Origin of the sequence: Nocardioides luteus (genome assembly GCF_000960475.2) — a bacterium.
In the GTDB taxonomy this organism is placed as follows: domain Bacteria; phylum Actinomycetota; class Actinomycetes; order Propionibacteriales; family Nocardioidaceae; genus Nocardioides; species Nocardioides luteus_A.
Window position 1 is genome coordinate 52611 of record NZ_JZDQ02000031.1, and the last position, 13459, is coordinate 66069.

Sequence of the window (13459 nt, forward strand, 5' to 3'; positions counted from 1 at the left end):
CCCGGCTAGTCCTTCGCGCGGATCTCGATCGCCGACTCGACCGTGGCGAGCAGCCGGCAGCACTCGGCCAGGTCGTCGCGGTCCTCGGACTCCACGACGTAGAGCCCGGCCAGGTGCTCGGCCGACTCGGTGTAGGGCCCGTCGGTGATCCCGGAGGAGCGCACGGTCACGGCCGTCGAGGGCACGGCGAGCGCGGCGCCGTAACCCTTCAGAACGGTGTGGCCGCGCTCGGCGAGCAGCGCCGCGAACTTCTCGTGCACGGCGAACAGCGCGTCCTTCTCCGCGTCCGTCTTCGCCTGCCACTCGGCCTCGACGTTGGGGATGAGCAGGTAGTAGCGGGTCATCGGATCTGCACTCCCTGCGTCGGCCGGATCTCCACGGCGAAGTGCTTCGGCAGCAGCTTCGCCAGGGCGACGGCGTCGTCGATCGAGGGCACGTCGATCACGTAATAGCCGCCGAGCTGCTCGACCGACTCCGCGAACGGGCCGTCGGTGACGCTGCCGTCCTCGCGGATGGTGCGCGAGGTGGTGTCGGGCTGCAGGGCGTCGCCGTCGATCAGCTCGCCCCGCTCGGCGACCGCCTTCGCGAAGGCACTGAAGTCGGCGTACGCGGTCTGCTTCTGCTCCTCGGAGAGGGCGGCCCAGCGGGCGTGGTGGTCGGGACCGCCGAGAAGAAGGAGAAACCTCATCACATCTCCCCGTGCTCGACGATCTCGCGGACCTCGAGGGCCGTCTCCAGCTCGGCGAGCACCTTGCAGCACTCGAGCATGTCGTCGACGTCGTCGGTCTCGATCGTGTAGAAGCCGGTCACGTGCTCGACGGTCTCGGCGTACGGGCCGTCGGTGATCACCACCCCGTCGCCCTCCTTGCGCAGCGTCTTGGCCTTGCTGGAGTGGTGGAGCTCGGCGCCCCCGGTCACCTTGTGGCCACGCTCGGCGAGCAGCTTGGCGAACTTGCCGTGCACTTCGTAGCCGGCCGCCTTCTCCTCGGGTGTCGACTCGGCCCAGAAGGCCTCGTTGGTCGGCAGCAGCACCATGTATCTGGTCATCGTCTTGATCCCTTCGTGTGCCTCGGTGTGAGTCTGTCATCGGGGATGACGGGCGGGACAGGGCCAAATCGACACCTCGCCGGATTGTCGCGCTGCCGTATCTTGGGCGTCGTGCCTGAGCTGACCTTCCGTGACGCCACCTTCTCCGATGTGGACACGCTGGTGGCCCTGATCGAGTCGGCCTACCGCGGTGACGCCTCCCGTGCCGGCTGGACCACCGAGGCCGACCTGCTGGCCGGCCAGCGGACGGACCCCGAGGGCGTACGCGAGGTGATCACTGCCCCGGGTTCCCGGCTCCTGGTCGCCGAACGGGCAGGCGAGATCGTCGCCTGCTGCCAGCTCCAGAAGCGCGAGGCGTACGCCTACTTCGGCATGTTCTCGGTCTCGCCGAGCCTGCAGGGCGCCGGTGTCGGCAAGACCGTGATCGCCGAGGCCGAGCGGATCGCGCGTGAGTGGGGCGCCGAGGAGATCCGGATGACCGTGATCCGCCAGCGCGAGGATCTGATCGCGTTCTACGAGCGGCGGGGGTTCGGGCGTACGGGACGCTTCGAGCCGTTCCCCTACGGCGACGAGCGCTTCGGTGTGCCGCTGCGCGACGACCTCGAGTTCGCCGAGCTCACGAAGCGCCTCTGACCCGCCGCCATCCGGGATTTTCTTGCACTCGCAGGGGTCGAGTGCTAAACATGAGGCTGGCACTCTTACCATGAGAGTGACAACAACCGGACCGGTGACGTTGAGGCGTCTGCGAGCGGCAGGGAAGGGTTCTGCCGGGAGTGGCGTCGTCCGTCGCGGGCAACCCATCGGACCGGATCCAACGAACTTCCCAAGTGAAGGATCGCAGGAGCAATGCCGAAGCTCATCGCTTTCAACGAGGAGGCCCGTCGGGGTCTGGAGAAGGGTCTCAACACCCTCGCCGACGCCGTCAAGGTCACCCTCGGTCCCAAGGGCCGCAACGTCGTTCTCGAGAAGAAGTGGGGCGCCCCCACGATCACCAACGATGGTGTGTCCATCGCCAAGGAGATCGAGCTCGAGGACCCCTACGAGAAGATCGGTGCCGAGCTGGTCAAGGAGGTCGCGAAGAAGACCGACGACGTCGCCGGTGACGGCACGACGACCGCGACCGTTCTCGCCCAGGCGCTGGTCCGCGAGGGCCTGCGCAACGTCGCCGCGGGTGCCAACCCGGCCGGCCTGAAGCGTGGCATCGAGGCGGCCGTCGACGCCGTCTCCGAGCAGCTGCTCGCCCAGGCCAAGGACATCGAGACCAAGGAGCAGATCGCTGCTACCGCCTCGATCTCCGCTGCTGACACCACCGTCGGCGAGATCATCGCCGAGGCGATGGACAAGGTCGGCAAGGAAGGCGTCATCACCGTCGAGGAGTCGAACACCTTCGGGCTCGACCTCGAGCTGACCGAGGGTATGCGCTTCGACAAGGGCTACATCTCGGCCTACTTCGTGACCGACCCGGAGCGTATGGAGACCGTCCTCGACGACCCGTACATCCTGATCGTCAACTCGAAGATCTCCAGCGTCAAGGACCTGATCCCGGTCCTGGAGAAGGTCATGCAGACCGGCAAGCCGCTGGTCATCCTGGCCGAGGACGTCGACGGCGAGGCTCTCTCCACGCTGGTCGTCAACAAGATCAAGGGCACCTTCAAGTCCGTCGCCGTCAAGGCTCCGGGCTTCGGTGACCGCCGCAAGGCCATGCTGCAGGACATCGCCATCCTCACCGGTGGCCAGGTCATCTCCGAGGAGGTCGGCCTCTCCCTGGAGACCGCCGGCATCGAGCTGCTCGGCCAGGCCCGCAAGGTCGTCATCACCAAGGACGAGACCACCATCGTCGAGGGTTCGGGCGACCAGGGTCAGATCGAGGGCCGGGTCAACCAGATCCGCGCCGAGATCGAGAAGTCGGACTCCGACTACGACCGCGAGAAGCTGCAGGAGCGCCTCGCCAAGCTGGCCGGCGGCGTGGCCGTCATCAAGGTCGGCGCGGCCACCGAGGTCGAGCTCAAGGAGCGCAAGCACCGTATCGAGGACGCCGTCCGCAACGCGAAGGCCGCTGTCGAGGAGGGCATCCTCGCCGGTGGTGGTGTCGCGCTGATCCAGGCCGCGACCACCGCGTTCGAGAAGCTCGAGCTCGAGGGCGACGAGGCCACCGGTGCCTCGATCGTCAAGGCCGCCATCTCGGCGCCGCTAAAGCAGATCGCCATCAACGCCGGCCTCGAGGGCGGCGTCGTGGCGGAGAAGGTCGCCGGCCTCCCGCAGGGCCACGGCCTCAACGCGGCCACGGGCGAGTACGTCGACCTGCTCCAGGCCGGCATCATCGACCCCGCCAAGGTGACCCGCTCGGCGCTGCAGAACGCCGCGTCGATCGCCGCGCTGTTCCTCACCACCGAGGCCGTCGTGGCCGACAAGCCGGAGAAGGCCGCCGCTGGCGACCCGACCGGTGGCATGGGTGACATGGGCGGCATGGGCTTCTGAGCCCGTCTCGCCAGCTCTACCAAGAGGGCCTCTCCTTCGGGAGAGGCCCTCTTCGTATTTCGGTGATCGGGAGGGGCCCAGCGGTCCCATCTTTTTGGGGACTTTCGACACTGTCTCGACAACAGCCGGGTAACGCAACATGGGTGCTCCACACAGTGGCCGACTGCGGGGCAGCGTCTGGATCTGGGGGGCTTGAAGCCCAAGGAAGTGTCCGGGTGAAGTTCTGCAGCGGCGGGCGGGGTCATGGCTCTTCGAAGCCAGGGCCCCGCCTGCGTGTGTCAACCGGGTCCACGGATGGCACCCAGCGTTGAGGCATGATGTGGGCATGAGCATCGATGTCGGGCCAAAGACCGGGATGCAGCCGCCGCGGTCACCGTGGCGTTGGGTCGCGGCCGCCATCGCCGCCGCGGTCGTGCTCGTCGCCGTCATCGCCTCCTTCGGCATGCTCGGCTCCGACGACACCGCCGACGATCCCGATGCCAAGCCCGCATCGCCGTCCGCGACGGTCACCGAGACCGCGCCGGTCCCGTCGCCCTCGGCTCCGGCCGGAGGCGCGGGGTCGACCGAGCTGACCGTGGTCGCGGACGCCGCCCGCTGCATCCCGCCGACCTCCAAGTGGCTCTCCCAGAACGCCGCGCTGGCCTTCGAGGGCACCGCCGAGAGCGTGACCGAGACCGAGGCCGTTCTGCGGGTGAAGACGTGGATGTACGCCGACGGCTTCGGCGGCACCGACACCGTCCGGATCACCCTGCCGCCGCCGAGCACGATCCCGATGCCCGAGTTCGAGAAGGGCAAGAACTACCTGGTCGCGGCCCAGGGCGACGCCGAGGTCATCGGCTGCGGCTACAGCGACGCGAAGACCCCGAAGCTGCAGAAGCTCTACACCGCTGCGTTCAAGTGATCGCCGGGCTCCTCCTCGCCGCCGGTGCGGGCCGGCGGATGGGCACGCCGAAGGCGCTCGTCGACGACTGGCTGGTCCGCTCGGTCACAGTGCTGCGCGAGGGCGGCTGTGACGACGTGACCGTCGTGCTCGGCGCGTCCGCCGACGCGGCCCGGGCGCTGCTTCCCGCCGATCAGCGGGTCGTCGTCGCCGAGGACTGGGACGAGGGGATGGGCGCCTCGCTGCGGGTCGGCCTGGAGGCCCTCGGGCCGGACGTCGAGGCTGCTGTCGTCCATCTGGTCGACCTGCCGGACGTCGGAGCCGATGTGGTGGCGCGGGTGGTGTCGACGGCGTCGGCCGCCGGACTCGCGCGGGCTGCGTACCACGGGGTTCCCGGCCATCCGGTGCTGATCGGGCGCGACCACTGGACCGGCGTCATCGAGGCAGCCGTCGGCGACCAGGGGGCTCGCGGTTATCTGAAGACCCACGACGTACGCCTGGTGGAGTGCGGCGACCTCGCCGGAGGCAACGACGTCGACCGCCGGTGAGCGGCGACTCGCGCCTACCCTCGTTCGAGGTCGTCCAACCCTGAGCCAACGCTTCGCGTTCTAGGCTCAGGTCATGGACCTGACGCCCCGGGAGATCGCCGACCGCCTGGCGGCGACCGGATACCTCGCCGACCCGGAGCTGGCGACGGTGACGTTCCTCGGGCTGAAGATGCAGCGGCCGCTGCTGCTCGAGGGGGAGCCCGGGACCGGGAAGACCGCGCTCGCGGAGGCGATCGCCGAGGCGCTCGACCTGCCGCTCGTACGGCTGCAGTGCTACGAGGGGATCGACGCCACCCAGGCGCTCTACGACTGGGACTTCGCCCGCCAGATCCTGCACCTGCGCGCCCTCGAGGCCGCCGGCACCGCGGCCGAGGTGGAGGAGGCCGAGAAGTCGCTCTACGACGAGCGGTTCCTGCTGGCTCGTCCGGTGCTGGCCGCGCTGCGGCAGTCCCCGTCGGTGCTGCTCGTCGACGAGATCGACCGGGCCGACGATGAGTTCGAGGCGTTCCTGCTGGAGGTGCTGTCCACCTATCGGGTCACGATCCCGGAGTTCGGGACGGTGGCAGCCGCGGTCCCGCCGATCGTCGTGCTCACCTCCAACCGCACCCGCGAGCTCCACGACGCCCTCAAGCGCCGCTGCCTCTACCACTGGATCGACCACCCGGGCCTGGACCGCGAGATCGAGATCGTACGCAGCCGAGCCCCCGAGGTCGCCGACGAGCTCGCCCGCCAGGTGGTCACGGTGGTCCAGCAGCTGCGCAGCGCGGAGGGCGCGAACGCCCTGCTCAAGCCGCCGGGCGTCGCCGAGACCCTCGACTGGGCCCGCGCCCTGCACCATCTCGGCGCGGCCGAGCTGGACCTGGAGAACGCCGCGGCCACGCTCGGCGCGCTCGTCAAGCACCGCGAGGACGCCGACCGCGTCCGGGCCGCACTGGATCGGCTGCTGGCGTGAGCGACTTCTCTGGCAAAACTGGCACTTCTCAGGCAATGCAACGCCAGAGAAGTGCAGGAATACCCGGTGAACCGGGTATTCCAACGGCGATCTTCCTCGGCTTCACCCGAGCCCTCCGAGCCGCCGGGGTGCAGGTGACCCAGGACCGCGCCCACGGCTTCCTGCAGGCGACCGCGATCGTCGGCGCCGGCGACCCGGCCGCTACCTACACGGCCGGCCGGGCGACGCTGTGCGCCGGCCCGGACGACCTGCGCCGCTACGACCAGGTCTTCGAGGCCTGGTTCGGGTCGACGGCCGCGCTGCCGGGGCCGCAGGGGCCGCCGCGTACGGTCTCGGTCACCTCCAGCCTTCCCGAGACCGAGCCGCACGACGGCGACGGCACGGCGGAGGGTGAAGGCGACGTCATCCGGGCGCAGGCCAGCGAGCTCGAGACCCTGCGCCACCGCGACGTCGCCGACCTCGACCCGGCCGAGCAGGAGCGGGTGGCCGCGCTGATCGCCCGGCTCCGGCCCCGAGGGCCGCGGCGGAGGACGCCGCGACAGGATCAGTGGCGGCGCGGGCGAGTCGACGCCCACCGCACCCTTCGGGCCAGCCTGCGCCACCTCGGCGAGCCGGCCGGGATCCACTACCGCAGGCGCGGCGAGCGGCCGCGCCGCGTCGTGTGGCTGATCGACGTGTCCGGGTCGATGAGCTCCTACGCCGACGTGCTGCTGCGGGTCGCCCACCGGGTGAGCTCGACGAGCCCGGCCAACACGGTCTTCACCATGGGCACCCGCCTGACGAACGTCACCCGCGCGCTGCGCCACCGCGATCCCGACCGCGCGCTCGTCGCCGCCGGCGAGACGGTGCCCGACTGGTCGGGTGGGACCCGGCTGGGCGACAACCTGCAGGCCTTCCTGCAGAGATATCAAGGACTGGCCCGAGGCGCGGTGGTGGTCATCGCGAGCGACGGCTGGGAGCGCGGCGACCCCGCGCTCCTCGAGGAGCAGACGGCGAGGCTGCACCGCCTCGCCCATCGCGTGGTGTGGGTCAACCCACACCGTGGCAAGGTTGGATATGAGCCGCTGCAGCGAGGCATCGTCGCGGTGCTTCCGCACGTGGACGACTTCGTCGCCGGACATTCCCTGGCGACGTACGAAGATCTGGTGGAGGTGATCGCTCGTGCGTGACGTGCTCGACGATCTGATGAAGTGGTGGGACGCAGGCGAGACCGTGGCGGTGGCCACCGTGGTGGCGACGTTCCAGTCGGCACCCAGGCCGCCGGGGGCCTCGATGCTCGTCGGCCCCGACGACGCCGCGGTCGGCTCGGTCTCCGGAGGCTGTGTCGAGGGCGCCGTCTACGAGGTCGCCCGTGAGGTCGCCGCCTCCGGCGTCCCGGAGCTCAACCGCTACGGCGTCTCCGACGACGACGCGTTCGCGGTGGGCCTGACCTGCGGCGGCATCCTCGACGTCTTCGTCGAGAAGGTGTCGAAGGAGACCTTCCCCGAGCTCGGCGAGCTCGCCGAGGACGTACGCAGCGGCAGCCCGGTCGCCCTGGCGACCGTCATCGAGCACCCCGACCCCGAGATCCTCGGGCGCCGCGTCCTCATCCGCCCCGAAGGGGTCAAGGGCTCCCTGGGGAGCTCCCGCATGGACGACGCCGTCCACGACGACGCCCTCGGGCTCCTGGCCCACGGCACCAACCAGACGCTGAGCTACGGCATCGACGGCGAGCGCCGCGGCGAGGGCATGCGGGTCTTCGTCTGGTCCTTCGCGCCCAAGCCCCGGATGCTCGTCTTCGGCGCCATCGACTTCGCCGCCGCGGTGGCCCGCGTCGGCGCCTTCCTCGGCTACCACGTCACCGTCTGCGACGCCCGCCCGGTCTTCGCCACCAACTCCCGCTTCCCCTCGGCCGACGAGGTCGTCGTCGACTGGCCCCACCGTTTCCTGACCCAGGAGGTCGAGGCCGGCCGCATCGACCAGCGCACCGTGATCACCGTCCTCACCCACGACCCGAAGTTCGACGTACCTCTCCTCGAGGTCGCCCTCCGCCTCCCCGACATCGCCTACGTCGGCGCGATGGGCTCGCGCCGCACCCACGACGACCGCCTCGCGCGTCTTCGGGAAGCAGGTCTCACCGAGGAGGAGATCGCCCGCCTGAGCAGCCCGATCGGCCTCGACCTCGGCGCCCGTACGCCGGAGGAGACCGCCATCTCCATCGCCGCCGAGATCATCGCCGGCCGCTGGGGCGGCTCCGGTGAGCGCCTCGCCGTGACCCACGGCCGGATCCATCAGGACGTGGAATACCGCTGACGCCCATCAGGTACCACTGAGGGGATCGTGAGGCACGTCACAGGGTGCTACCTTGGCAGGACCGAGCCTCAAGGGCCGGACTCCGAAGGGGGAGTGATGGTTCGTAGCGATCTTCAGGAGCGCCGCATCAGCGCGGCGCGGGCCTGGACCGCCTTCGTGGAGAGCGGCGACGCGGCCGAGGACTTCGTCCGGCCGGAGATCCTGTCGAGCTGGACGCGTTCGGCGACGGCCATCAAGCCTGACGTACGTGAGGCGCCGCTGGCCGACGAGGACGAGACCCGGGAGATGTGGCGGGGATCGCCGCTCCAGGTGGCCGTCGAGCGGGTCGAGGAGGAGCTGCGGTGCACCGCCGACGACGGTGACCTGGTCATCGCGGTCACCGACCCGGACACGCGGGTGCTGTGGACGTACGGCGGCCGGGTGATGCGCCACAAGGCGGAGTCGGTCAACTTCGTGCCGGGCGGCCGCTGGGACGACCAGAGCGCCGGCACCAACGCGCTCGACCTCGCCAACCGCACCAACTCGCCCTCGATGGTCTTCGGCCCCGAGCACTACGCGGAAGTCGTGCACAACTGGGTCTGCTGGGCGGCGCCGCTCCACGACCCGGTCACCGGCACGCACCTCGGCGTCCTCGACCTCTCCACGACCTGGGACCGCACCCACCCGATCGGGATGGCCACCGCCCGGGTGATGGCCCGCCTCATCGAGGGGGCGCTGCCGAAGATCCCGACCCCGCGGGAGGACGACGCGATCGAGCAGCCCGGCCTGCTGCTGACGCTGCTCGGCACCGCGGAGACCTGGCTCGACGGGCAGCGGCTGCTGCTCAACCGCCGCCAGACCGAGATCCTCGCCCTGCTCGCGCTCCACCCCGAAGGTCTCTCGCTGGAGCGGCTGCACGCGATGGTCTACGGCGACCAGGCGGTCACCTTCTCGACGCTGAAGGCCGAGGTCTCCCATCTGCGCCACGCCCTCGGCGGCCAGGTCGCGTCCAGGCCCTACCGCCTGCTGATGCCGGTCGCGACCGATGTCGACCAGGTCCTCACCCTGATCCGGCACGGCCGGGTGGCTGCTGCGGTGGAGTCGTACGGCGGTGATCTCCTGCCCGGCACCAACAGCCCGGCGCTGGCCGAGATGGCCGAGTACGTCGCGGTCGCCCTGCGCGAGGCGCTGATCGCCGACCCGCAGCCGGACGCGGTGCTGCGCTACAGCGAGCTGGCTCCCTATGACACCGAGGTCGTCGACGTCTGTCTGCGCCGCCTCGGCGGGAGCGCCCACCCTGCGTTGCCCCTGCTCAGGGCACGTTTGGCCGCCAGCCACTGACCAAGAAGAGGTAACCGGCAGCGCCAGCCAACCGGGGCCCAACCCTGCGCGTCCTACTGTGATCTGGCCCACACAGTGACGTCTGGCAGGGAGACAACATGGCCCGGATCAGCATGCGCGTCGACGGTATGAAGGTCACCGACGACGTCGAACCGCGGACACTGCTCGTGCAGTATCTGCGCGAAGGACTCGGCAAGACCGGCACGGTGATCGGTTGCGACACCAGCAACTGCGGAGCCTGCACGGTCCATCTCGACGGCGACTCGGTGAAGTCGTGCAACGTGCTCGCGGTGCAGGCCGACGGGTGCGAGGTGACCACGATCGAGGGCCTCGCCGACACGGTCGAGGGCGACCTCCACCCCGTCCAGGAGGCGTTCCGCGAGTGTCATGGCCTGCAGTGCGGGTTCTGTACGCCCGGCATGATCATGCAGTCCGTCGACCTGCTCAAGCGCAACCCGCAGCCCAGCGAGGACGAGATCCGTGAGGGCATCGAGGGGAACCTGTGCCGCTGCACGGGCTACCACAACATCGTCCGCGCGGTGCAGTACGCCAGCGGCCACCTCGCCACCGCCGCCAGCCCGCGCGGCGCGACCGAGGAGGTGGACGCGCTGTGACTGCCGTCGAGGCTCGTCCGGAGCAGACCAACGAGATCGGCCGTGACCGGCGCCGCAAGGAGGACGCGCGCCTGATCACCGGTCGGACTCGCTGGACCGACAACATCAACCTGCCCGGGATGCTGCACCTGGCGATGGTGCGCAGCCCCTTCGCTCACGCCCGCATCACGGGCATCGACACCAGCGCCGCGGAGGAGTCCGAGGGCGTGGTGACCGTGCTGGCCGCCAAGGACTTCGACGAGACGCTCGGCGTCTGCATCAACGCCTGGCCGATCACGCCCGACCAGAAGACGCCGGCCCACCCGCCGATCGCCTCCGACCGGGTCGCCTTCGCCGGTGAGATCGTCGCGGTCGTGGCCGCCCGCTCCGCGGCCGCCGCCCGGGACGCCGCCGAGATGGTCGAGGTCGACTACGAGGAGCTTCCCGCGGTCGTCTCCCTCGAGGAGGCGGTCAAGGACGAGGTGCTCGCCCACCCCGACCTCGGCACCAACAAGTCCGCGCTGTGGGTCTTCGACAGCGCGCAGGCCGGCACCGGCGGCAGCGTCGACGAGGCGATCTCGGCGGCCCGCACCGACGGGATCGTCCTCGAGCGGACCTACCGCCAGCAGCGCCTGATCCCGGCCTTCATGGAGCCGCGCAGCGTCGTGTGCGACCCGACCGGCGAGCAGATCACCGTCTGGAGCGCCACCCAGATCCCGCACATCCTGCGGTTCGCGTTCGCCGCGACCACCGGGGTGCCCGAGTCGAAGATCCGGGTGATCGCCCCCGACGTCGGCGGTGGCTTCGGCGGCAAGCTCCAGCAGACGCCCGAGGAGATGATCGTCTTCGCGCTGGCCCGACGGCTCGGCAAGCCGGTGAAGTACACCGAGACCCGCTCGGAGTCGCTGCTTTCCGCTCACCACGGGCGGGACCAGATCCAGAAGCTGACCCTCTCGGCCACCAAGGACGGTCAGGTCACCGGGCTCAAGGTCGAGCTCGACGCCAACCTGGGCGCCTACGTCGCCATCGTCGGCGGCGGTGTCCCGGTGCTCGGCGCGTTCATGTTCAACGCGATCTACAAGTTCCCGGCCTACCAGTTCAACTGCCAGACGGTGTTCACCAACACCACCTGGACCGACGCCTACCGCGGCGCGGGGCGGCCGGAGGCGACGTACGCCATCGAGCGGCTGATGGACGAGCTGGCCGCCGAGGTCGGGGTCGACCCGCTCGCGATCCGGGAGAAGAACTGGATCAAGCACGAGGAGTTCCCCTTCACGACCATCGCCGGTCTGACCTACGACTCCGGCAACTACGAGGCCGCGACCGCCAAGGCGAAGGAGCTGTTCGGCTACGACGAGCTCCGTCGCGAGCAGGCCGAGCGGCGCGCCAACAACGACCCCGTCCAGCTCGGCATCGGCATCTCGACCTTCACCGAGATGTGCGGCCTGGCTCCGTCCCGGGTGCTCGGCAGCCTCGACTACGGCGCCGGTGGCTGGGAGCACGCCCAGGTGCGGCTCACGCCGACCGGCAAGGTCGAGGTCATCACCGGGGCCAGCGCTCACGGGCAGGGCCACGAGACCGCGTTCAGCCAGATCGTGGCGGACCGTCTCGGCGTACCTTTCGAGGACGTCGAGGTGCTCCACGGCGACACCCAGATCGCGGCCAAGGGCTATGACACCTACGGCTCCAGAAGCCTGGTCGTGGGTGGCGAGGCGCTCGTCCGGGCCGCCGACAAGGTGCTCGAGAAGGCCAAGCCGATCGCGGCCCACCTGCTCGAGGCGAGCGTCGACGACCTGGAGTTCACCGGTGGCAGGTGGACGGTGCGCGGCACCGACCAGGGCATGTCCATCGGCGAGCTGTCCACGGCGGTCTTCGCCGCCCACAACCTGCCCGACGGGGTCGAGGCCAACCTCGACTCGGAGGCCACCTTCGACCCGGAGAACTTCAACTTCCCGCACGGCACCCACCTGTGCGCGATGGAGGTCGACACCGAGACGGGGCAGGTGAAGATGCGGAAGTACGTCTGCTGCGACGACATCGGCAACATCATCAACCCGCTCATCGTCGCAGGTCAGGTGCACGGTGGACTCGTCCAGGGCATCGCCCAGGCGCTGTGGGAGGACGCCGTCTACGACGAAGCCGGCACGCTGGTCGCCGGGTCCTTCGTCGACTACCTGCTCCCGACGGCCGCCGACACGATCAGCTTCGAGATCGACCACACCACCTCGCCGGCGACGACCAACACGCTCGGCACCAAGGGCGTCGGTGAGGCCGGCACGATCGCCTCCACCCCGGCCGTGGTCAACGCCGTCGTCGACGCGCTGCGCCCGCTGGGCGTGCACGACGTGACCATGCCCTGCACACCGGAACGGGTGTGGCGGGCCATCAACGAAGGCTCGGCCGGTGGCGAGACCACCGGTGCGGCCGCCGCGCACTTCGATCAGTCGACGGGCATGTCCGGGAACGTCGACCGCACGGAAGGAGACGTCCAGTGATTCCCGCATCGTTCGACTACGTCGCCCCGACCACGGTCGAGGAGGCACTGGCCGCCCTCGCGCAGTATGGCGACGAGGCCAAGATCATCGCCGGCGGACAGAGCCTGCTGCCGGTGCTGAGGATGCGCCTCAACGCCCCCGAGTGGGTCATCGACCTCGGTCGCATCGACTCCCTCAAGGGCGTGCGAGACGAGGGCGACTCGATCCTCGTCGGCGCCATGACGCGCCACTGCGACGTCGCGACCGATCCTCTGGTCGCCGAGCACGCGGCCCTGGTCGCTCGTGCCACGGCGACGGTCGCCGACGAGCAGGTACGCCACCGCGGCACCTTCGGTGGCGCGCTCGCCCACGCCGACCCGGCGGGCGATCTCGGAGCCCCGGCCCTGGCCCTGGACGCCGAGTTCGTCATCGCCGGGCCGGCCGGGGAGCGGGTGGTCCCGGGATCGGAGTTCTTCCAGGGACTCTTCGAGACGGCGGTCTCCGAGGACGAGCTGCTCGTCGGCGTACGCATCCCGAAGCACACCGGATGGTTGGCCCACTACGAGAAGTTCGTCCGGGTCGCCCACCAGTGGCCGATCTGCGCGGTCGGCGCGACCCTCAAGGTCTCCGGCGGCGTGATCGAGGGCGCTGCGATCGGTCTCACCAACATGGGCGCGACCCCGCTGCGTGCCGCTGGCGTCGAGCAGGCGCTGATCGGCCAGCAGGCCACCGAGGAGGTCGTACGCAACGCTGCGGCCCTGGCCGCGGACGGCGCCGAGCCGCCCTCCGACCTCAACGGCGACGCCGACTACCGGCGCCACCTGGTCACGGTGCTCACCCGACGGGCCATCACCAAGGCGCTCGGAGGCTGAGGC

At 70.1% G+C, this 13459-nt stretch carries 14 protein-coding genes; 11 read left to right on the forward strand and 3 right to left on the reverse strand.

All coding sequences use genetic code 11. The features are described from left to right. Window positions 1–5 precede the first annotated feature (5 nt). The 3 genes from UG56_RS20280 to UG56_RS20290 are packed head-to-tail and all read right to left on the reverse strand — an operon-like array spanning window position 6 to window position 1047. Window positions 6–344: a YciI family protein gene (locus UG56_RS20280; protein ID WP_052693959.1), complete on the reverse strand. Its 339-nt coding sequence runs from the start codon at window positions 342–344 to the stop codon at window positions 6–8. After that, window positions 341–688 (reverse strand): YciI family protein, encoded by a 348-nt coding sequence (locus UG56_RS20285; RefSeq protein WP_052693967.1) that lies wholly within the window; start codon window positions 686–688, stop codon window positions 341–343. Before UG56_RS20285 ends, UG56_RS20280 begins: the two co-directional genes overlap by 4 nt. After that, window positions 688–1047 (reverse strand): YciI family protein, encoded by a 360-nt coding sequence (locus UG56_RS20290; RefSeq protein WP_256206790.1) that lies wholly within the window; start codon window positions 1045–1047, stop codon window positions 688–690. Before UG56_RS20290 ends, UG56_RS20285 begins: the two co-directional genes overlap by 1 nt. A 111-nt stretch (window positions 1048–1158) precedes the next feature. On the opposite strand from UG56_RS20290, the gene UG56_RS20295 reads away from it, so the two are divergent. The 11 genes from UG56_RS20295 to UG56_RS20345 all read left to right on the forward strand — a co-directional run bounded on the left by UG56_RS20295 (window position 1159) and on the right by UG56_RS20345 (window position 13456). Further along, the gene (locus UG56_RS20295) at window positions 1159–1680 is read left to right on the forward strand and encodes a GNAT family N-acetyltransferase (protein WP_177191517.1); all 522 of its coding nucleotides are present in this window, start codon (window positions 1159–1161) and stop codon (window positions 1678–1680) included. A gap of 213 nt (window positions 1681–1893) precedes the next feature. Beyond that, window positions 1894–3525 carry a chaperonin GroEL gene (groL, locus tag UG56_RS20300; RefSeq protein WP_045550660.1) on the forward strand — a complete coding sequence of 544 codons (1632 nt, stop codon included), beginning with the start codon at window positions 1894–1896 and terminating at the stop codon, window positions 3523–3525. A gap of 325 nt (window positions 3526–3850) precedes the next feature. Further along, window positions 3851–4426: a hypothetical protein gene (locus tag UG56_RS20305; protein ID WP_045550661.1), complete on the forward strand. Its 576-nt coding sequence runs from the start codon at window positions 3851–3853 to the stop codon at window positions 4424–4426. After that, a complete protein-coding gene (locus UG56_RS20310; RefSeq protein WP_084101356.1) occupies window positions 4423–4953 on the forward strand; it encodes a nucleotidyltransferase family protein in 531 nt (176 codons plus the stop codon). Before UG56_RS20305 ends, UG56_RS20310 begins: the two co-directional genes overlap by 4 nt. Window positions 4954–5026: 73 nt before the next feature. Further along, the gene (locus UG56_RS20315) at window positions 5027–5905 is read left to right on the forward strand and encodes an AAA family ATPase (RefSeq protein WP_045550662.1); all 879 of its coding nucleotides are present in this window, start codon (window positions 5027–5029) and stop codon (window positions 5903–5905) included. Window positions 5906–6039: 134 nt separating this feature from the next. Beyond that, window positions 6040–7074, forward strand: coding sequence for a vWA domain-containing protein (locus UG56_RS20320; RefSeq protein ID WP_256206792.1), 1035 nt, complete (start codon window positions 6040–6042; stop codon window positions 7072–7074). Further along, window positions 7067–8197, forward strand: coding sequence for an XdhC family protein (locus tag UG56_RS20325; protein ID WP_045547817.1), 1131 nt, complete (start codon window positions 7067–7069; stop codon window positions 8195–8197). The genes UG56_RS20320 and UG56_RS20325 overlap by 8 nt, the downstream gene beginning before the upstream one ends. Before the next feature lie 96 nt (window positions 8198–8293). After that, window positions 8294–9517, forward strand: a complete 1224-nt coding sequence (locus tag UG56_RS20330; RefSeq protein WP_045547818.1) for a helix-turn-helix domain-containing protein — start codon at window positions 8294–8296, stop codon at window positions 9515–9517. 98 nt (window positions 9518–9615) lie between these two features. Next, complete coding sequence (locus UG56_RS20335; protein ID WP_045547819.1) at window positions 9616–10131, forward strand: (2Fe-2S)-binding protein; 516 nt, start codon at window positions 9616–9618, stop codon at window positions 10129–10131. After that, entirely contained in the window at window positions 10128–12605 is a 2478-nt protein-coding gene (locus tag UG56_RS20340) for a xanthine dehydrogenase family protein molybdopterin-binding subunit (protein ID WP_045547820.1), read from the forward strand. The genes UG56_RS20335 and UG56_RS20340 overlap by 4 nt, the downstream gene beginning before the upstream one ends. Beyond that, window positions 12602–13456 (forward strand): FAD binding domain-containing protein, encoded by an 855-nt coding sequence (locus UG56_RS20345; RefSeq protein WP_045547821.1) that lies wholly within the window; start codon window positions 12602–12604, stop codon window positions 13454–13456. Before UG56_RS20340 ends, UG56_RS20345 begins: the two co-directional genes overlap by 4 nt. Window positions 13457–13459 lie beyond the last annotated feature (3 nt).